This is a genomic window from Dictyobacter kobayashii, assembly GCF_003967555.1.
GTDB lineage: Bacteria > Chloroflexota > Ktedonobacteria > Ktedonobacterales > Ktedonobacteraceae > Dictyobacter > Dictyobacter kobayashii.
Window position 1 is genome coordinate 1,589,252 of record NZ_BIFS01000001.1, and the last position, 20,718, is coordinate 1,609,969.

Sequence of the window (20,718 nt, forward strand, 5' to 3'; positions counted from 1 at the left end):
AAGTTTGTAGTAAGCAAATGCAATCAAAGAGACGGACGGCATATGAAACACGAGCAGCTAAACGACATCAGCACCCTGGTGGTTGAATCGAGCGACGAGCGTACAACGGTGGTCAACTGGCTTTTCCATCATCTGGGCCAGTACTATCGGCAGCCAATCGTCGTGGTATTGCCGCAAGATGCCGTTTTTCGGCGCCCGGGAGATTTGCGTGAGTTACAACAGGTGGCGATCCGACAGGATGCCCAGCTGGTTCTGGTCATAGAGGGCAACGAACGACTGCGCTTATGGGCGCGTCGACATGGCTTTACCGTCTATTCGGCGCTAGAGACCTGCCAGAAGGCGCTACTCCAACAGGGGTTCCCTCCTTCCTGGCCCTCCATGTTCGATGGATTACAGGCGCGATCAGAGTTCAGCCCGGCGATTGAGCAGTCGCCAGTTACCAGTTTTACTGGTCCATGGAATAGCTATGACACCAGTGCTGCAGGTACGTTGGGGGAAACGTATCGTGCCTCCCTGTCAGGCAACACCGCCGTTGCTAACTTACGCAGACCTTCTGGTCAATTCAATCCATCAGGTTCTCCTGAGATGATCATGGCAACCCCGTTGCCAGTGATTGAGCGCAGACGAGCACTTCGTGTGACCGAGCCGTTATCAGACATACCCTCGTATGGGTCAGTTCAAGGTGGGGAAAGAGTACGCACAGTGCGCGCCAGAAATACAGTGGCGCTGGTTGAAAAAGAGGACGAGGCCCCATTTCTGTCCGATCTAGAGTTCTCTTTAGATATACTGGCGCCCGAGGAGATGACCCAACCAATCGCCGCGGTCCATCCCAAGGCGGTCAAACAGCCATCTTCTATCCGCGCACACTTTCAGCGTCTCAAACAGGACAAATTACTGCTCATTCTAGTGGCACTGGTCGTTCTGGGTATCCTGGGAGGTGTCGCCTTCGGCTATCTACTCGAAGTCGCCCGCACCAACTCGGCCACCCAATCGCCGGTCTCACTCATGCATATAATCTGGGGGATATAGTCGAGCATATGGCAACCTATGTACAGCGTATTCATCTAAATCGTCCTATCAACACCCGGTTAATCATCGCTGTGCGCTTTGTCGTCACGGCTGCGGTCTCCGGCGTCTCATCCAGCACGGATGCGTCATCGTGTACTCAACACAATAGAATGAGTACCAGCGCCTTCCCACAGCTGGTAGCGTCACGAGAGCAGGGTCCGCATTCCGCTAGCCGAGAGGCGGCCACGGTTGGTGTACGCGGGACAGTGGCGATGCGGTTGAGAGTGGTAGGCCCGGAAAATGAGTCTACTATGAAGGAGTATCACCATGCAGAAAGTCTACCTGCGTAAACCTAAAGCACCAGCAGACTATACAAACCAGCAGGCCAATAAAATACTGCACTTCTCGCTTCAGGACTCATTGCCTGCAGGCCACATCATGGTCCTAAACATGACCTTTGGGACCTTGTCCTACCTGGCCTGTGATGAGTTGCGCATACCAAGGCTCCTGAGGCAGGAACAGTTCACCAATACCGAGATGAGCGTCTTGCTGCCTCTGCTGGAACTGTTCCCCTATTATTGTCCTTACGAAGTGCTCTATGCCAACTTCTATAGCGGCGGCAAGGCCAGCGAGTCCGACATTGCCCGGGCACGTGAACACCTTGAGGAAGCGATGGAGGAAGGTATCTGGGATCAAGAGATGCGCCCTGTGCGCTGTGCCCTTTCGCGCACACGCCTGAAAATGCGCTCCTTCAACGTCGATATCTCGTCGATCCTGGCTACCGGCTACATCCTACTCATCGCCGGCGAGCCCGACGAAGAAGAAGAATACGAAGAAGTCCGCAAGGTTGCAGGACGGCGCTAAAGCGTCAACAGACACCCTCTATGTCCTCCCTGTGCTTTTTCTGGTGTAAAGACGGGACCGAGCCATAACCCACAATGGCCCGGCCCCGTTTTTACGTCCCCAAGCATGATAATTAAAGCAATAATAATTAATATCAGTACGTGCGGGGCTTGCCCCGCTTTTAACCTTCCTGCTCGAAAATGCAACAAGAACAGCGATTTCGTAGCTATTCGATTGGTGCATAGCATTATTATTGTTGCATTTTCGAGCAGGGAGAATTAAGCGGGGGCAAGCCCCGCACGTACTGATCGTTTTTCTTGTTCCGTCCATCAAGGAGCGCAATCGATTATTTGCACGTTATTATCTATTTAAGGTTGAACGCTGACGCTATCGCATTCGAGGCGCCCGACTTCGCAGATCAGGCCAATACCTCCTCCGAGCAGGGGGGCGCGCTGGTCGTGTACCTCAAATAGCTGCTGGCCATCGATGAGGGCCTCGATATAGGTTCCGTGGACCTGGAGACCGAGCGTGTAGCGGCGGTCCAGCTCCCAGGCGAAATTGGTTTCGGCCAGCGTGATTTCGCCATCGAGGACTTTTACCAGGCGGGCGTGACCATCTTTGGTGAGCAGCAGGGCATAGTAGCGCTGCAGGCCCTGGACACGGGCGGCGAGGCCAATCGCATCGGCCATATGGGCCGCCAGTACAGCTGTGACCTGATAGTCGCTCCACTCGCCTGTCCCCTGGCTGACCAGACCGCGACCATGGTTCTGCATGATGCGATATGCTTCTGCTCCCCTGAACTCTAGCTGATCGGCTCCATTCACCCAGGCTCGCTGCCAGGCATGACCACCCTCCTCGGGACGAGTCAGCTGGATGTCGGGTGTTCCCTGCCAGGTCAGATAATCCAGATAAAGCTTCCCGGTCTGGCCGGCAGCTAGCGCCAATCCAATCGCAGCAATCGGCTGCCCATGGGTATCTGGCACAAGCCATTCCAGCGTTTTCTGCTCGCCAGCCGCTAGCGCGACCTGCGGCCCCTCAATCACGCTGAGCTGATCCTGGGCATTATAGACCTGGATAATCAGGCGCGCCTGCAGTGGCTGGCTATTGCCACTATCAGCCAGCACAGCGGCCTGCACCCGCTGTCCAGAATAGAGGGTAGGCGAGGCCAGTAGCGCATATCCTCTCATCTCCAGGGCATCGACAGGCACAAAGGTCGCTGTAGTCAATTGCAACGCTTGTCCATCAGATCCGGGCTCCTGGATAGCGAGCTCCAGGCAGCGCTCACCGACCTGCAAGGGATGAGTTACGTTCTTCAATTGCGCCTGTCCGCCGGCTCCGCTCAACTGGAAGCCCTGTACAGAGCCTGGCAGGGAGAAATGGAAGCGCGCCCCATTTTTAGGTGCTCGATATTCCACGCCGGCCAGGGCCGAGGCCGCTTTGACGACATGATATGTCTCGATCACGGCATCGGTAATAGCCCGCCCACCGTCCGCGGTAGGCAGGTAGAGCCGATCAGCCACCGGCCCACGCCAATCCGGGCCAGCATCGATCCCCCGCAAGCCATTCTTGATCCCCAGCAAACAACCAACGTTGGCCGAGTTGCAGTCGGTATCCCAGCCAGCGGTATTGACGATCATCAGCGAGCGCTGGAAGTCATCTTCACCATAAAGTAGAGCCATGATAATCAGGGCATGATTGGGGATCACATGGCAGCCACCGCCATAGGTATCATAGCCATATTTCTCGGCGATCTTCTCGCGCGGCTTGCGCCAATCTGACTCCTCACGGTGCCAGCTACGAATATCCTGGATCATGCGATAGACGAGCGAGTCCTCGGGGATAAACGAGAGGCCAGTATCCAGCAACTTCTGGATGTCGCTCTCAACAAAGGCCTGCGCCTCCATGGCGGCGATCACCTGGGCCGCATAGACCGCCTCGCCATCGTGGCTGACACAGCCCGCCTCGCCAGCCAGCCTGACCGCCTGCGCTGGATTGCCGGGTGAGACCAGCGCCCAGCCATCGATAAAGATCTGAGCCCCGATCTGTTCCGCCACCACCTTCCCATTTAACTCGATGGAACCGCTACGTGGGGCCGGGATGCCCTCTTTGAGGCGCAGATAGGCCGTGTGCTCGGTCGAGTTGCCCATGCCGCCCCACCACAGGATGGTGCGCCCCTCGATAATATAATTCAGCCAGCTCTGCCCGATCTGGGCTGCCGACAGCGCAGGATCATAATGATAATCGGCCAGCGCCCGCAGGAACGTGAAGGTCCCCGAGATGTCATCGTCCGTCACTACCAGCGGCACACCCAGCTTCTCATGCACATAATAATTGATCTCGCCCAGCTCCCGCATAATCCGCTCATAGGGCCAGCCCTCAAATGGACGCCCCAGGTAGACACCAATGATCTTCCCCAGCACACCCGCATAAGCACGTTCACCGTAATCCGTTGGCAAAGTATGTTGCTCTGACATAACAATAATCCCCCTATAACCTTTCAGATCATAATATCTGCTGCGCCGCTTTCCTATGTTTATGCCTTATAAATATATTCTACGAATTAAAGAATCAGATCCCAGTAAAAAATATTTCTGGCGAATTGTAAATTGATTTGCGCAAATAAAGCATACAAATAAACCTATTTGCGGGTCAAGAGTTTGATGCGTTATTATTTATTACTGATAACACAATCTATTTTTATGTCAGCGATATATTGAGAATATGTCTGATCTTCATGATCGCCGCGCTCTTCACGCCTGAGTTTGAGCGCCAAAGGCACTCAGAAGTTTTCTTATGTGGTACAAAAAGTGCGCTTTGCGCAATGCTTGTACCACATAAGAAAAAAAGCTCGGACGCGCCAGCGCACGTCCGCCCTGGAGCGACATGCTTCCCATGATGATGGGAGTAAGACACATTCAGAGAAAGGTAACCATCTTTATGCCTTTATCAAAACCTATTCTTGTGGTTGGCAGCTTGAACATGGATCAGGTGGTGCGTGTACCACGACTTCCAGTACTGGGGGAGACATTGCTGGGCGCGAGCTCGATTAAATTTGTGCCCGGTGGCAAAGGTGGCAATCAGGCCGTCGCCATGGCTCGCCTGGGCGCAACGGTCCAGATGGCCGGCCGCATCGGACAAGATCCGTTTGGGCAGCAACTGCAATCGGCCCTGCAAGGCGATCAGATCGATACCAACCTGCTGGTCACCGATACAGAAGCGGCCAGTGGCTCCGCCTTTATTTTTTTGACCGAGCAGGCCGATAATGCCATCGTCGTCTCATCCGGGGCCAACGCGCATGTTGGCCGGGACCAGCAGCAGATGGAACATATCTTTGCCGCGCTCGCCCAGGCTCAGGCCCTGGTGCTGCAGATGGAGATCCCAAAGGATACGGTTGAGAAATTGGTCGAAAAAGCCCATAGCCTGCACGTCCCGGTTATCCTCAATCTCGCCCGGCCATCCCACTGGGAAAAGAGACGCTCAGCCAGCTCTCAGTGCTGATCGTTAACGAGACCGAGGCCAGCCTGCTCAGCGGCCAACCTGTCGCAAACATTGAAGATGCCCGTCACGTCGGCGCCATCCTCCACGAACACGGCATCCCAACCGTCGTCATCACCCTGGGAGCACAAGGCTCTATCCTGGTCAACTCAGATCCACGCGGACAGACCAGTATCATCTATCAAGCAGCCGAGAAAGTCACCGTCGTAGACACGACCGCCGCAGGCGACTGCTTTGTTGGCGCGTTCACCGTTGCCCTCACCGAAGGGCAGAGTCCCACTGATGCCCTGCGCTTCGCCACCCATGCCAGCGCCATCAAAGTCACCCGCTTCGGAGCCCAATCCGGCCTCCCTTATCGATCCGACCTATAATCGAACGCAACTCGTAGGTGCGCCCCCCCGGGCGCATTCCCCTTCCCCTCGAAAAAGCTTTTCTCATACTTGTAGGTGCGCCCCTTGCGGGCGCTTTCCCCTTCCCACTCGAAAAAGCTCTTACGCCTTATGGCGTATCCAGAGCGGCTCGATATTTTCTATAGGTGGATCAACGTCGAAGAGGCTGGGCTGCTGCTCGACGCGGAAGAGCAGCTCGAAGGCTTCTTTGCTGAAGGCTTTGCTGAGCCGGGCCGCATAAGAGTTGCGCAGGACCTGGACGTAATGCTCAACGTCATAATCGCGGCGATTGGCGATATCATGATGGGTTACCAGCACGGTCGTTTTCTGCGGCGCCACCTTGCCATCGGCCTGCTCGCGCCAATCAGTGACGATGGTGGCCTCTTCGGTCTCATCTGGCAACCAGACATAGCCTTTGCGTGTGCGATAGAAGCGTACACGCTCTCCTACATGCCAGTGGTTGCGGCCTGCCTTGAGTAGGGCCTCATAGGCAGGTTCCTGGTGGTTATTACGCGCCGCCAGATAGGTTTCGGGGGATTTCGAGAGTTTGACCCTGGTAACCAGGTCTGAGGCGGGCAGCCGGCGATTGCGCAGGTCCGAGACGGTCTCCAGGTAGGCATTGCGTACACCCACCACATCTCCCACCATGACACAGTTCAAGGCTTTATGCAGGAAACGTTCGCCAAAGGGTTCGGCCCGGCTGGAACGCAGGGCGACCCCATGCACCAGCAAACGATTGTCATAGGTGAGCAGAGCATAATTCTTCACCTCATGGCTCAACATGGCCCGGTAGCGCCCCTCGTACTCCAGGCGGATACCATCTGGCAGCTCCGAGCCAATGGCATTGACCAGCTCCAATTCCTGGGCGGCATTCCATCCTTTGGGGACCGCAAAATAGACGCCATCGGTATCGGCCTCGATCAGGGCCATACCACGCTGGCGCAGGGCATCCAGGATCGAGTTCAGAACGGCTCGGCCGCGCCTGGTGACCTCGCCCGCCGCCCGTCCATCCGCGAACAGGGCCATTGAGCCCGCGCCCATATAGCCATAGGCGGCATTGATCAAGATCTTCATCGCGGCCTGCGTAGCTCCATGGTGATTGCTCTCAACCGAGTTGCGGCGCGCCCGCCGGGCCTGCTCTTTATGCTCCAGGCGCAGATCGGTCAGGCGTCCCAGGATGTTGAGGAAGATCCCCAGCCGATCACAAGAGGGACCAATCCGAAAGGTGCGCATCAGGGAGGGATATAGAGAGGCCACGTCGGCTTTAACAACCTGCTCGGCAATGCCAGAGGCAAAGAGGTGGACGGCTCCCCCTTCGTGCAAGCCAGCTTCGGCGCTCTGCTGCGCCGCCTGATAGGGTAGGGCCTCTCCCCGGCGTAGATAGCTGCGCACCAGGATCGGCTCCAGAATCCCCATGGCGGGTCCGGCCGAGGCCAGGCGCTCATAGCGGCGGGGCGCCATGCCAGCCAGCGCAAAGGGTGCTCCCAGCAGACGTCGCGAGAGGCCATCGACCTCTGTAACATCATCCAGCGCATAGCGGCGCACCAGTTCGGGATTCTTCTGGTAGGTTTCAAAGATATCGGCGCCCTCGATATAGACGCGTTTGGGCGAGGCCAGGCCAAAGTATTTGGCGACCTCTTTCAGGCCGTAGCTGGGAATATCCCGTACCACAAAGTCATGCCGCCGCACAGCATCCAGGGTATCGATCAATTCACGGCCTGCTACGCTGAAACGATTACGCTTACGGGCCTCAGGTCCAACCGCCAGCGTCTCTGAGTAACTTTCCAGCACCATATGCCCGCCTGCGCGTCCCACCTCCAGCGGTATGCGATGTACCAGGGCACGGTGTTCCAGGAAAGGCAGGTCAAAACCAAATAGATTATGGTTCTCGATGACATCGGGATCACGTTCGCGGATCAGCGCGCACAGCTCGTAGATCAGTTGCGCCTCCTCTTCCGGTGTGCTGGCCTCCAGTATGCGCTCAAAGCCACGATTATCCCGCATAGCCACCAGGAAGATACGGCCACGATGGGGTCCAGGGCGGTCGTCTCCAGGTCAAATTGCAGTCTGTGTAGATCTTGATAGAGCATGCCACGAAAATAGACCTGGCCCGTACTCATTAAATATTGCTCAACCGCGCCCACACGATAATAGGCATCTCCAAGTTCATTGATCGAATTAAAAGGCCGGCGCAAGCGATGGCCGGCCCCTTCCAGGATGGCCCGCTCCAACAGGCGCCCATCCCGCGCGAACAACAGATAGCGATAAGAGGTTTCAGGTCCCCCTAGCTCGCGATAGCGCAAGGTGATCTTATGGCCGACATGTTCATTATAGGGTTGCAACGCGTTGCCCAGGTAGGAGACATCCTGCAACGAGGTGGCCAGTAGCCAGGGACGATAATTCTCAGCCGAACGTACAATCGAGCCCCCCACACGCCGCCAGACCAGCGCCCGTCCATCACGATGGGCCCAGACAGAAACAATACCAGGGGTCGGGTTCCAACCAAAGAGGTATTCATCTTCGGCCGCGATAGGCTTAGGATCAGTTTTTGCTTGCATAGCTGGATGTGCGCTCCCGGTCTATTCTGAGGAGAAAACGTTTGTTCTAATCATAACATGAGATAGCCACGAATGACAAGTCTGTCAATAGAGTCTTTTCAGGATACACTTATCAACGATAATAATGTATTGTTATACTTCTCCCGCATGTCGGTGCTGCAAAATAGCGGACAGGTAGAACGCCACTTTGTTCTGTCCACTATCGCTGGGATGAATGCCGTCGTTGAAATCTGACGAATTTGGGGTGAGCCAGCCAGTGGTATCCACATAAAAGACGTTGCGATCCCCTGATGCGTTGAGCATGTACACCGCCGCCCGCGTCGGCAACTCCATATAACCCGAGAAAGTCCTTAACACATAGATCGGCGTATTGGGATAGCGCTGCCGTAGATTCTGGATAAAAGCCAGGTAGGATAACTCAAAAGCCTCGGCCGTCTGCCCATGATTATAATCATTGGTCCCTAGATTTATGACCACCGTATCAGGAATGTCGCGCCTGGTATCCCAGAGGGGAGAATCAGGATACTGTAATGTCTGCAGCTTAAAAAACTGGGTATCCATCCCCGAACATGACGGCGCGGTCGAGCTCAGGCAGATGCCAGAGGCCGCGATCTGTTCATGCTCAACACCCAACCGTTCCGCAGTTAACCAGGCATAGCTGGAGAGACCATTCATACTATCCGAATAGCCAGCCGTAATCGAGTCCCCAATAAACTCTATGGTATCCGGCGAGACCAGGGGAGTAAGTGTTCTGGCCGCGACATCCAGGATCAGGCCTTGAAAGTGGATACTTGTCCACTCCGAACCGGTAGCTACACGCAGCGAGTGGTCGCCTCCGGATAGCGGCACGGGCGTCAGATTGACCACACCTTTTACTTGCCGATAGGGAACATTGGGGCCACCGTCGATACTGACAAACAGATCAGCCACTTCCCGCAGGCGCAACTTCACATGCCGCCCGCTAAAAGCAGTCTTCAAATAGGCGCCACTCCAATAGCTCACATAATCGCTACGGTCCGTAGTATCCCAACGCCCAAAATATCTGATCGACGCGCTAACCGGGGACACCTGCACCGGCAACAGCCTCATCGTCGACCTCATAGGATGCAGCCATAGCATAGCATAAAGCGTATACAAAATCGCCAGCACAAGCACCACCAGCACAATTCCCACCATCGCATAACGCCTGATTGCTCCCATCGCCATCAACCTTCCATTCTCTATCTAAGCATACCTCAGCCTTGAAGCCACCTCCTCTAATTATATTATCCCCAATACCTATCGAGATTTTCTTCTTTTATTGCATCTTCCCCCTCTCGAAAATGCAAAAAGAATAAAGTTCTGTGCGTGCGGGCTTGCCCCCGCTTTTAACCTTCCCTCTCGAAAAATCAATCAGAAGAGGATTTTGCATCTAATTTTTTGAGCGCATAGCATTATTATTGTTGTTTTTCGGGCAGGATCGAATTAAGCGGGGACAAGCCCCGCACGTACATATCATGTTTATATTGAATGATTTAGAGGGGTATTTCGACAAAGAAGGTGCTGCCCTTGCCCGGTACCGATTCGCACCAGATGTGTCCATTGTGGCGTTCAACAATGTCTTTGGTGATGGATAGACCCAGGCCCAGTCCACGTTTAGTAGACGCCTGAGCATCGGGCGTGCGATAAAACGTCTCAAAAATATGTTCTTGCTGGTCTTTAGCGATGCCACGACCATGGTCCTTTACGCTAAAAAGAACATAGTAGGTCTCCGGCTGAATGCTCACTTCGACCAGGCTGCGGTCAGGGGAATATTTGAGGGCGTTGCTGATCAAGTTACTCATTACCTGGGCAAAACGATCCACATCAACCTCCATGTTAACCGGCTCGGTCGGGGCCTCAAAGGTGATATGCCGCTCAGTTAAGAGTTGCTGGTCCTCGACTACTTCGCGGCACAGGGAGGTGACATCAGTGAGGCGCTTATTTAAAATCACCTTGCCTGCTCGCATGCTACTGACATCTAATAGTTCATCGATCAAAGTTGTCAGGCGGCTGGTCTGGTCATTGATGCGCTCCAGGGTCGTGGCTACCCCATCCATGTGCTTCTCATCTTTATGTTTAGAGATACGGCGCAGCATCAATTGCGCCTGGCCACGAATAGTAGTGACCGGGGTTTTTAGTTCATGCGAGGCAATCGAAAGAAAACGGTCCTTCATCTGGTTGGCATCTTCCAATTGCCGGTTGGTCGCTTCTAACTCCTGGGCATATAATTGCAGTTCCAGCTCGGTGGCCAGGGCCTGAAAGCGGGCCCGCTCACGTTGCGCAGTAATCAAAGCAATGACCAGGCCAGAGCCAATAAAAGGCAATAATTGCAGGGCATCACGCCAGTTTGTATAATCATAAGCATTAAAGGGCAGCACAAAGAAATAGTAGAGCGCCGCCGCATTGAGCATAATAGACCAGACCGCTGGTCCGGCTCCCCAGAACAAAGCAACGAAGACGATGGCAATGATACAAAAAGTGCTAGGAAAGAAAAATTGCCCAAACATTTTTGCGACATACATGGTACACATAAGCACAATGATAGTTGCCGGTATAGTTACAAGATATCCAATGAACGGATGTCGCCACTTCGGCACATTGCTCATATAATCTTTACGCAAACGGGACCGCTGCTCCAGGCTCATGCGCCGATAGCGCCGTCCCGCTTATCTGTATATATGTCACCATGAGCTAATCTCATGCTTAATCCCACTCCCTCTTACAACCGCCCAATAGCAATTTTTACGCGTCCATACGTCAGTACAATCAATTTGCAGCTGGCAACAGAAAGAAAGCAAGCTCGTTTCTCTCTCTAGCAGGTGCATTGACTTATGCTGTATAGGCATGGAGCCGTTTTTGCTCGGCGGTCATAAATGCTTCTTGCATTTGCGCATCATGCATACCAATCATGGCTATTTCAGGGTGCTGCTGCGCAAAATGATGCAGATCGATCAGTGTTTGGCGCGCGGTAGCGTCATCACTAGTGACCATAGACCAGAGCACAGGATGCATGGTCGCTGGACGTACATAGTTATCAGAGAGCCAGGCGGCATCTCCCACCAAAAAAACACGGGGGCCATGCGCACGATTAATAAACATGCCAACCTGACCCGGAGTGTGACCTGGTAAAGGTACCAGTACAATCGATCCATCGCTAAAGACATCACAGCTTGAGCGAAAACCCTCATAAGCGGGTCCCGCAAAATCTAAAAATTTGACTGGATTATTCGATAATAGACGCCGTACTAATCCTTGATTCTTTTCCAGCATGCCCTGGGCGGCAAAATCATATTCCACCCGGTTAATATGTAGGGGCACACCAGGCAGATCGGGAACACCAGAGACATGATCCCAGTGCAGGTGCGACAGGAGCACGAAATCAAGGTCCGCTGGCTGCATATGCAAATGTTCCAGATGGGTACACAGGGACCGCTCCATGTTGAAGCGCCCCAGCGTGTTCGAGAAAAGGAAGGATTGATCCATTAAAAATAATGAAATATCATTACATAGGCCAGTATCATAGAGGAATGTTCCCTGAGGATGTTTGATGAGAACCGCGCTATAGGCGATGGTGCGGGGTGCCAGGGATAATGAGCCACGAACGGCGATGCACTCAGGAACAACGACACTGCCACAGCGCAGAAAGGTGATCTCGACATCTGGTAACGTCGTTGGCAGCAGCGCTGGCGCTGACGGCCGCTCATAGAGCTGGTCCGTCACAAAGGGTCGCGGCAAAAAACTATTGATGGCACTTGCCACCGCGACAGAGCCAAGCGTGATGCCTCCCAGAGTTAGCCAGTTACGTAGCTTCATAAAATTTCCTCATACATGTTACTAGTTTTCAGTCGCCTCTCGTTCCACCTCCATCTGTGCAAGAGGCAGCGTAAACCAGAACACTGATCCTTCATCTGGCACACTCATAACACCAACATGACCTCCCTGTCTCTCAATAAGCGTCTGGCAAATATGCAATCCCAGGCCCATCCCAACTCCCGAGCCACTGCACACCTTGATGGTCGGCGACTGATAAAAACATTCCCAGATACGCGCTTGCTCCTCTGGAGCGATGCCGGGCCCTTTATCCTGGACGGTAACTCTAACCTGAGAGACGCCTGTATCTTGCGCTTTCTCAAGCTGGACACCGACTGCGACTGGCTCATGCGCTTCGGAGTATTTCAACGCGTTCAACAAATAATTATTGAGCACCTGCCCGAGGCGATCTGGATCAGCCTTGACCAGAATTTGCTCGCCTTCAGGAAGACTTACATTAATAGTACGTTCGGGCATTGCTTTATGTTGCTCACGAACGGCGGCTGCAATAATCGGCACCAAATCATATGGTTCCTGATTAATGTGTATTTGTAAACGATTCCCTTGAATGCGTGAGACATCTAGCATATCTCCCACCAGGCGATTGAGTACACCCACCTGGCGCTCAACGCGCTCCAACATCTCAAATGAGGCCTGAACCTTACCACCTGTTCCCTCTAAGAGCAACTCAGGGCGCTGCAAAACACCCTTTAAGCGACGCATGGCGAGCTGAGTATTGGCCTTGATAGTTGTCAGGGGCGTGCGCAACTCATGGCTGGCCACGCTCAGGAAATCTTCCATCTGAGTCTTGGCTTTACGTAAAGCTGTCACCTGTTCCACTGCTTCGTTACGCTCAGCTAGCGCATAGTCTAACACATTACGCGTTAACGCCGCCAATTCCTGCCCGAGAGTCCTAATTTCTTCATGATCGGCAGATGTTGAGAGCTGTAGCTCCAATTTTTCCAGCTCCGCCAGCAGAGGCTCCATTGAGCGACCCTTCTCTGACTCTGGCAGTTGCTGAATGGAGTGCGTAAAACGCAGCGCTTCCCGCTCGGAGAGCTCTGCTTCATCCTGTTTCTGGCGTGTTGAGGGCAGTTCATAAATAGCTAAGGTATTGGAGAGTTCTGCTGGCGCGAGCTCCTCTAAAACCTCGACAAAGCCCAATATGGCATAATTATGGCTCGCCTTGTGACCACATGCAGAAAGTGTGAGCTTCAAGCGCAAGAGCGTCTCGTCCTGTCTCACATAATGCACCTCACGACTGGAACTGGCGATCTCACCCAACACAATACACTGAAATAGAGCAAGGCTAGCAGCTCGATCTTCGGGATGAATAACATCTTGAAAGGTCAGCTTAAGCAATTCTTCTTCGGCATAACCAAGCAGCTGGCAAAATTTTTGATTCGCCTTTAACCAACGACCACTGGCATTAAATGAAATAATGCCCAGGGCAGCCTGGTCAAACAACATTTGATAAGGCATATCATTCCCTTGTTTCCAGGTTACAATGTGCTTCTTCTCACCCCTCTTATCCAGAGAGTCCCACACATTTTTAGAAAGAGTATTATGTTTATTTTTCATCATTTCACACCAACTACTCCCTGTCTTGCCACCAATTCTTTTTCTATATCTTTCAATCCTGGAGATATCCACTTCATCTGGAGGTAGTACAGGAGACCAACTGAGATATTGCCATTCAATTGCGCCAAAGAAAACAGCTCGATCTACTTTGCTAGACCGACAGAACTGCCCCGGTGCACCCCATCACTGGACCACCACATATGCAAAAGAGCTTCTCAAATCGTCAAAGCTCTAGTATTTACACGATTGATAGTACAAAATAGATGCACAACAAGACCCTAATAAGAACCTATTATCTAACCCTACATTTATTATTTTTCCATTGTTTGAGAGAAGGGAGATGGCCACCCTCGCCTCCCAACACATACCCACCCTCTTCCATCGTTTCTACAGCGCCACATCCCCACCATTCCCATACACCTCACTTAGCAAACCAGACAAACAACTGAGCGCAACAAGAAACACGAATTGTACGTGCGGGGCTTGCCCCCGCTTTTAATCTTCCCGCTCGAAAAGAAGCTATATGATTGAGCGCATAGCATTATTTTGTTTATTTTTCGGTCCTGAACGGATTAAGCGGGGACAAGCCCCGCACGTATAATTCGTGTTTCTTTGGGCTTTTTCCTATCGCCTTCGCCTTAAGTGAGGTGTATTGCCCACCATCACCTCCAACATATCCCCATTCTCTTCCATTGTTTGTGTGGAGGGTGGTGGCCGCAGCCACCACCCTCCACACAAACAATAAATAACCCCACGGTCGAGAGCCGCAGGCCGAGACCCAAAACACAACATAAAACCATGAAACGACAAGTTTCATGGTTTTATGTTGTGTTTTGCTTTTTTACTTAGAGGTTCTGGATCTGGACGCGCTCTTGAGCCTCGACAGCCACTTTTCCATCTTTCATGGTTAGCAAAGCGGCCTGACCGCTAACGATCTCATTGGCCAGCAAGGCATCGGCCAGAGCATCATCAACATAGGTCTGAATAGCACGGCGCAATGGACGCGCACCATATTCCTCATCAAAGCCTTCCTGCAACAGGAAGTCGCGTACCTCGTCGCTGATTCCCAGCTCGATATGTTGTTCAGCCAGACGGCCACGTACCTGGCTGAGGAGCATGTCAACAATCTGATACAGTTCGTCTTTGCCCAGTGAATGGAAGACCACCACCTGGTCAATACGGTTAATGAACTCCGGCCGGAAGATCTTCTTAAGTCCATCCATCGCCTTCGAGCGCATTACCTCATGCTGCTCATCCCGGGCCTCATCGCCTTTTTTATGCACAAAGCCCATATTGACGGCCCGACGTAGATCCGCGCTACCCGCGTTACTGGTCATGATTACCACGGTATTCTTAAAGTCCACCGTGCGACCCTGGCCATCGGTCAGGCGACCATCGTCCATAATCTGCAGCAAGGAGTTGAAGACCTCAGGATGTGCCTTCTCAACCTCGTCGAGCAGGATTACACTATAGGGTCGGCGGCGCACCTGCTCGGTGAGCTGACCACCATCGTCATGGCCAACATATCCGGGAGGGCTACCAAACAGCCTGGAAACGGTATGAGGCTCCATGTATTCCGACATATCCAGCCGGATCAAGTTTTCCTCACCCCAAACAGCTCGGCGGCCAGGGATTTAGCCAGCTCGGTTTTACCGACACCGGTTGGTCCCAGGAAAAGGAATGAGCCGATAGGGCGTTTGGGATCTTTCAGGCCGGCACGCGAACGGCGAATGGCTCTGGCCACAGCACTGATCGCTTCGTCCTGTCCAATCACACGTCTGCGCAGATCGTTCTCCAGCGTGCGTAGATTCTGCCGCTCGCTCTCCAACATCTGGCTGACCGGCACACTCGTCCATATCTCGACGACCTGGGCAATATGTTCCGGCGTCACAATCAGGGAGATGGTATTATTTTTCTCGGAACGGGCTCGTTCCAGATTGCCGATCACCAATAATTCCTGCTGGCGCATCATGGCTGCCCGCTCGTAATCTTCTGCGTTGGCGGCCGCTTCTTTCTGCGCCTGGATATCGGACAACTCTTTTTCAAGATCCGAAATGGTGGTTGGACTGATAATACCTTTTTCAGTAGCCTCCAGGCGCAAGGCAGAACCGGCCTCATCCATCACATCGATAGCCTTGTCGGGCAGGAAACGATCATTGATATAGCGATCTGACAGTTTTACGGCTGCGTCAATGGCTTCGTCCGTGATGGTCACACCATGGTGGGCCTCATAATTGGGGCGTACAATGTTCAACATGGCGATCGCTTCTTCAACGGAAGGCTCATCGACCAGAATAGGCTGGAAACGACGTTCCAGGGCGGAATCCTTCTCGACGTGTTTGCGATATTCATCCAGGGTGGTGGCACCGATACAGCGTAGCTCACCACGGGCCAGGGCCGGCTTAATCATATCCGCCGCGCCAACCGCACCTTCAGCGGCACCCGCGCCTACAACTGTATGCAACTCATCAATAAAGACGATTACTTCAGGAGCCTGGCGTAATTCTTCTAGAATCGATTTGATACGTTGCTCAAACTGGCCACGGAACATAGCGCCAGCAACCATGCCACCAATATTTAAGGAGACGATACGTTTGCCACGCAAAGTAGCGGGCACATCATTGGCATAAATCTTACGCGCCAACCCTCAACAATAGCGGTCTTACCTACCCCAGGCTCACCAATCAGGACCGGATTATTCTTCTGGCGACGGCCCAGAACTGTAATCAAGCGCTTCAATTCACGGAAACGTCCGGCAGCAGGGTCCAATTTGCCTTCCGCCGCCTCTTCAGTAAGATCCCGACCATATTGATCCAGCGTGGGAGTTTTACTATGCTTTTTTTGACGTTCAGCAGTCGCGGTATTTACATTTCCAGAACCAGATTTATTATTATTGGTATTAGTATTAGAATTGGCAGAAAAACCAAAGGGAGCACCAGTTGTACCCTGTCCGTCCACGTCACCGAGTTGACCGATTGTATTCATCATCTCATCAACACAGGACTGACATAGGAAGTGGGACTCACGACGACCGTCAAACATCTGTTCCACACGTACGCGGGCAGGATTCTTCTGACAACGTTCGCATTTCATGTCTTGTATGCTCCTCACGCTATTTTTAATGTGGCATGCTTTTCACATTTCTCCACAGAATGTTCTAGCAAAGTTATTTATGGACTGCTAATATTGATTATAACATATGAGCTTTTTGGTTGTCTAGCACTCATAGCCCTTGATTGCTAATACACTCAGTATAACATAGATCGGGGCTAGTTTATTCCGTTCCGCTCACAAATACGACACAATAATCCTACATCACGACTACTTATAGTACGAATGAAACCCTCACCATGTTTTAGCATAGACCAACCATAGGCGTCAAAGGGTGACCATGCATCCCGAAAGGCCTTCAGGCTAGCGGCGTAAATATGAGAGGAGACCTGCCCATCTTCATAGAAAACATGGTATAATGAAAGCGTGAGGCTACAATATCTATTCATTACAATCAGTATACAGACGTTCATAACGTCTCACGCATGCACCTTGCGTTCTACACGCCATGCGACGAATGAACGCTACCTGCTAACCGCCGGGTAGCGACGCCTCCGCACACCTCAAATCATCTCTTCCACTGAGCCAGAGCGCTCGTGTTTTATTTGAGAGGACCAACCAGCAAACTACATTGATTCAGAAGACCTATTCGTAGACATTCTTTATATAGACCGCATTCGTATGTCCGCCCCTCTGTGTTTACAGCTATATGACGATGACCTGGCTCATCATCCTGGACACGCAAGTATGTTTTCGGGCGGATCGTGAGATATTGGGAGGAAATAGCATGGATTTTATGGGTAAACTTGCCAGTTTATCTGAGCGTTATGAAGAACTAAACTCGTTGATGGCGCAACAGGATGTGCTTAATGATCTGGAACTGCTACAACGCTACGGTCGCGAGCATGCTGAACTGGAAGATGTCGTTCATAAATATAATGAACTGAAAGATACTGACCAGCAGATCACTGAGGCACAGGAGCTCTATGAGAGCGAGGATGGCGAGATGCGCGATATGGCGTACGAGGAACTCGAACGCCTGAAATCCCACAAAGAGCAGTTGCTAGAAGAAGTTAAGGTCGCCTTATTGCCGAAAGATATTATGGACGATAAGAATGCGATTGTGACTATCCAGGGCGGCGCTGGTGGTGATGAGGCAGCGCTCTTTGCCGGTGAGCTCTATCGCATGTATACCCGCTACGCCGATAACCATCGTTGGAAAATTGAGGTGCTCGACGTCAATGATACCGAGCAAGGTGGCATTAAAGATATTACTTTTGTGGTTAAAGGAAAAGGCGCCTACAGCCGCATGAAGTACGAAGGTGGCACCCATCGTGTCCAGCGCGTACCGGTCACCGAGGCCAACGGCCGTATCCATACCTCGACCGCCAAAGTTATTGTGTTGCCTGAGGCCGACGATGATATCAATATTGAGATCAAAGATTCCGATATTCGCGTCGATGTCTATCGCTCAACCGGACACGGTGGACAGAGCGTAAACACGACCGACTCGGCGGTACGCATCACTCACCTGCCAACCAACCTGGTGGTTACCTGTCAGGATGAGAAATCGCAGTTGAAGAATAAGACCAAGGCCCTGGGTGTACTGAAAGCGCGCCTCTGGGACCTTGAGGAAGCCAAACGGCAGGAAGAGCTGAGCAAGAACCGTCGCTCACAGGTTCAGACCGGTGATCGCAGTGAGAAGATCCGTACTTACAACTTCCCACAGGATCGCGTGACCGACCATCGTATCGGCCTGACACGCCACAACCTGCCCGGCGTCATGAACGGAGATATCGAAGAGTTCCTCAACAACCTGATCGCCGTCGACCAGGCCGACAAACTCCAAAATATGTTCCAGTCCTAAAACAAAAATTCAAAAAACTTTAGGTGCTCGCAGTCAGGACATCTCTGGACTTCAAAACATCTATTTTGAAGTCCAGAGATGCTTTTTATGTAGTTGTGGCCACTGTGCTCTGCACAGTGGCCACAACTACATAAAAAGCATCTCTGGCGCGTCAGCGCACGTACGCAAGAGAAACAGACCTCATATATATTCTACTTGAGAGCCCCTTCAGTCAATCCTTGCAAGAATTGCTTCTGGAAGATGAAGAAGATGATAATCAGCGGCAGAGCAGCCAGCACAGCACCGGATAGCAGAATACCATACTGATAATCATAAGGTCCGACCAGCGATGAGATACCCAGATTCATGACAAACATATTGGGATCGGTAGTTACAACCAGCGGCCAGAGATAGTCGTTCCACAGCCCGGTGAATGAGAGAATCGCTACTACCGCCAGACCCGGACGTACCAGCGGCACAACCACACGCCACCAGATGCTGAATTCAGTTGCTCCATCCACCCTGGCCGCATCCAGCAATTCATCAGGCACGCTCAAAGTATATTGGCGCATCAGGAAGATGGTAAACGCACTGACCGCCCTTGGGAGAATCAGCGCCTGGTAGGTATTAAACCAGTGCAGGAAACGGATCACCTCAAATTGCGGCACCAGCGTTACCTGTCCAGGGATCAGCATGGTAGCAAGCAGAATAGCGAAAAGGGCATTTTTAAAGGGAAAGTCATATTTGGCAAAAGCAAAACCGGCCAGCGAACCCAGCACCAGTGAAGTAATGGTACCTAAAACCGCTACCGTTGCCGTGTTAAAGGCCCAGCGTGCAAACGGAAAGTTTGTCAGTAGCGCCTGCATATTTACCAGCGTAAAATGCACCGGTATCAATGTGAGGGGCGTACCAAAGATCTCGGAATTTGGTTTGAACGCACTACTAATCATATAAATGAAAGGAATCACGGTCAGAACCAGCAGGATCAACAAGATAGCATTGACGATGGTTGATCCAATATAAAACCGTGTCTTGTAAGAGTTATTTCTGCGTGTCCTCGCTTCGCTGCGTTGCCTTACTTCTGAAGTGGCGAGATTTACATCAGCCATGATGCTTTTATCCTCTCTTCTTTACTAGACCAATAATACGTCCCTGACTTAATCGCCCACACCTCTGAAACCAAAGAGTTTGATATTCAAAAGCGATAATACGAGCAAGATAGCTGTCATTGAGTAGGCAATCGCGCTGGCATAGCCTACGTTAAAAGCCTCAAAGCCCTGGTTGTATACATATACCGAAATGAAGAGTGAGGCATCGGATGGACCACCACCGGTCAACAAAAAAGGCTCGGCAAACACGTTGTAGGAGCCAATCAAAGCCTGGATGGTGACCAGCAACATGATCGGCCTCAATAGCGGCATCGTCACATAGAAAAAGTTCTGCAGGCGTCCGGCCCCATCAATAGAGGCCGCTTCGTTAAGTTCACGATTGATGCTATTCAAGCCAGCCAGCCAGAACAGGGTATTAATGCCTATATAGTTCCATAAAGCCAGGATCATAAAGGCGATCAATACCACATTGGTATCCGTCAACCAGCCTATCGCGGGAATACCAAACCAGCCCAACATAGCATTGAGCAGCCCATAATTGGTATCCAGCACGCGTGAGAAAATGACTGAAATGATCACCGCCGAAGTCACTGTGGGCAGAAAGAAACCCGTTTTGTAGAGACCTTTCCAACGTACAAAGGTGGAATTAATGGCCAGCGCGACCAGCAAAGCTAGCGGTGACAGGATGAATATACTAAACAGGGCGAAGCGTGTAGTGACCCAGACCGCATTGATATAGCGAGGGTCATGAAACATATGAATATAGTTGCCCAGGCCAAAGAAGGTCTTTTGCTCAAAGCCAAAACCCTTGAAGAAGCTTAACCAGAAAGAATAGAAAATGGGATACAGGCCAAAGACAAGGAAGATGATATAAAAGGGCGCAATAAACAAAAATGGGGCCAGCCTACGTTGATTGCGTCGCCACCAACTTCCCGCGTGTGGGGCCTGCGGACGAGCCGTTACCTGTGTCTGTGTGACAGCCATAGTAAAACACCTCCCTGTGTAAC

The 20,718-nt window shown here is 52.1% G+C and carries 18 protein-coding genes; 6 read left to right on the forward strand and 12 right to left on the reverse strand.

Going from position 1 to position 20,718, the window contains the following annotated elements; translation table 11 throughout:
- Window positions 1-42 precede the first annotated feature (42 nt).
- From EL645_RS07035 to EL645_RS07045, 3 genes are read left to right on the forward strand one after another with little or no spacing between them, the layout of a single operon-like run.
- Window positions 43-1,029 (forward strand): hypothetical protein, encoded by a 987-nt coding sequence (locus EL645_RS07035; RefSeq protein ID WP_126549359.1) that lies wholly within the window; start codon window positions 43-45, stop codon window positions 1,027-1,029.
- Window positions 1,030-1,037: 8 nt separating this feature from the next.
- Entirely contained in the window at window positions 1,038-1,358 is a 321-nt protein-coding gene (locus tag EL645_RS07040) for a hypothetical protein (RefSeq protein ID WP_126549360.1), read from the forward strand.
- Window positions 1,336-1,872, forward strand: a complete 537-nt coding sequence (locus EL645_RS07045; protein WP_126549361.1) for a hypothetical protein — start codon at window positions 1,336-1,338, stop codon at window positions 1,870-1,872. The genes EL645_RS07040 and EL645_RS07045 overlap by 23 nt, the downstream gene beginning before the upstream one ends.
- Before the next feature lie 347 nt (window positions 1,873-2,219).
- Here EL645_RS07045 and EL645_RS07050 read toward each other — a convergent pair whose 3' ends face one another.
- A complete protein-coding gene (locus EL645_RS07050) occupies window positions 2,220-4,325 on the reverse strand; it encodes an ADP-ribosylglycohydrolase family protein (protein ID WP_126549362.1) in 2,106 nt (701 codons plus the stop codon).
- 463 nt (window positions 4,326-4,788) lie between these two features.
- On the opposite strand from EL645_RS07050, the gene EL645_RS44005 reads away from it, so the two are divergent.
- Together EL645_RS44005 and EL645_RS44010 are read left to right on the forward strand one after the other, a co-directional pair.
- A complete protein-coding gene (locus EL645_RS44005) occupies window positions 4,789-5,349 on the forward strand; it encodes a PfkB family carbohydrate kinase (RefSeq protein WP_161977186.1) in 561 nt (186 codons plus the stop codon).
- Complete coding sequence (locus tag EL645_RS44010; RefSeq protein WP_161977187.1) at window positions 5,343-5,717, forward strand: PfkB family carbohydrate kinase; 375 nt, start codon at window positions 5,343-5,345, stop codon at window positions 5,715-5,717. The genes EL645_RS44005 and EL645_RS44010 overlap by 7 nt, the downstream gene beginning before the upstream one ends.
- A gap of 120 nt (window positions 5,718-5,837) precedes the next feature.
- Here the strand turns inward: EL645_RS44010 and EL645_RS07065 are convergent, their stop codons facing one another.
- The 9 genes from EL645_RS07065 to EL645_RS42470 form a co-directional block, all read right to left on the reverse strand.
- Complete coding sequence (locus tag EL645_RS07065) at window positions 5,838-7,739, reverse strand: DNA polymerase domain-containing protein (RefSeq protein WP_246035301.1); 1,902 nt, start codon at window positions 7,737-7,739, stop codon at window positions 5,838-5,840.
- Complete coding sequence (locus tag EL645_RS42455) at window positions 7,673-8,293, reverse strand: hypothetical protein (protein ID WP_246035302.1); 621 nt, start codon at window positions 8,291-8,293, stop codon at window positions 7,673-7,675. The genes EL645_RS07065 and EL645_RS42455 overlap by 67 nt, the downstream gene beginning before the upstream one ends.
- 132 nt (window positions 8,294-8,425) lie before the next feature.
- Window positions 8,426-9,499: an SGNH/GDSL hydrolase family protein gene (locus tag EL645_RS07070; protein ID WP_126549365.1), complete on the reverse strand. Its 1,074-nt coding sequence runs from the start codon at window positions 9,497-9,499 to the stop codon at window positions 8,426-8,428.
- 308 nt (window positions 9,500-9,807) lie between these two features.
- Entirely contained in the window at window positions 9,808-10,959 is a 1,152-nt protein-coding gene (locus EL645_RS07075; RefSeq protein ID WP_126549366.1) for a sensor histidine kinase, read from the reverse strand.
- A 184-nt stretch (window positions 10,960-11,143) separates the two neighbouring features.
- Entirely contained in the window at window positions 11,144-12,127 is a 984-nt protein-coding gene (locus EL645_RS07080; protein WP_126549367.1) for an MBL fold metallo-hydrolase, read from the reverse strand.
- A 21-nt stretch (window positions 12,128-12,148) separates the two neighbouring features.
- Window positions 12,149-13,606: a sensor histidine kinase gene (locus EL645_RS07085; protein WP_161977188.1), complete on the reverse strand. Its 1,458-nt coding sequence runs from the start codon at window positions 13,604-13,606 to the stop codon at window positions 12,149-12,151.
- A gap of 944 nt (window positions 13,607-14,550) precedes the next feature.
- Window positions 14,551-15,276, reverse strand: coding sequence for an AAA family ATPase (locus tag EL645_RS44015; protein ID WP_281276272.1), 726 nt, complete (start codon window positions 15,274-15,276; stop codon window positions 14,551-14,553).
- A gap of 23 nt (window positions 15,277-15,299) precedes the next feature.
- Complete coding sequence (locus tag EL645_RS42465) at window positions 15,300-16,349, reverse strand: AAA family ATPase (protein WP_281276273.1); 1,050 nt, start codon at window positions 16,347-16,349, stop codon at window positions 15,300-15,302.
- Window positions 16,283-16,798: a hypothetical protein gene (locus EL645_RS42470; RefSeq protein WP_246035303.1), complete on the reverse strand. Its 516-nt coding sequence runs from the start codon at window positions 16,796-16,798 to the stop codon at window positions 16,283-16,285. Before EL645_RS42470 ends, EL645_RS42465 begins: the two co-directional genes overlap by 67 nt.
- A 745-nt stretch (window positions 16,799-17,543) precedes the next feature.
- On the opposite strand from EL645_RS42470, the gene prfA reads away from it, so the two are divergent.
- A complete protein-coding gene (gene prfA / locus EL645_RS07095; RefSeq protein ID WP_126554069.1) occupies window positions 17,544-18,623 on the forward strand; it encodes a peptide chain release factor 1 in 1,080 nt (359 codons plus the stop codon).
- A 191-nt stretch (window positions 18,624-18,814) separates the two neighbouring features.
- Here the strand turns inward: prfA and EL645_RS07100 are convergent, their stop codons facing one another.
- Window positions 18,815-19,711, reverse strand: coding sequence for a carbohydrate ABC transporter permease (locus EL645_RS07100; protein WP_126549369.1), 897 nt, complete (start codon window positions 19,709-19,711; stop codon window positions 18,815-18,817).
- A 48-nt stretch (window positions 19,712-19,759) separates the two neighbouring features.
- The gene (locus tag EL645_RS07105) at window positions 19,760-20,695 is read right to left on the reverse strand and encodes a carbohydrate ABC transporter permease (RefSeq protein ID WP_126549370.1); all 936 of its coding nucleotides are present in this window, start codon (window positions 20,693-20,695) and stop codon (window positions 19,760-19,762) included.
- Window positions 20,696-20,718: the final 23 nt, after the last annotated feature.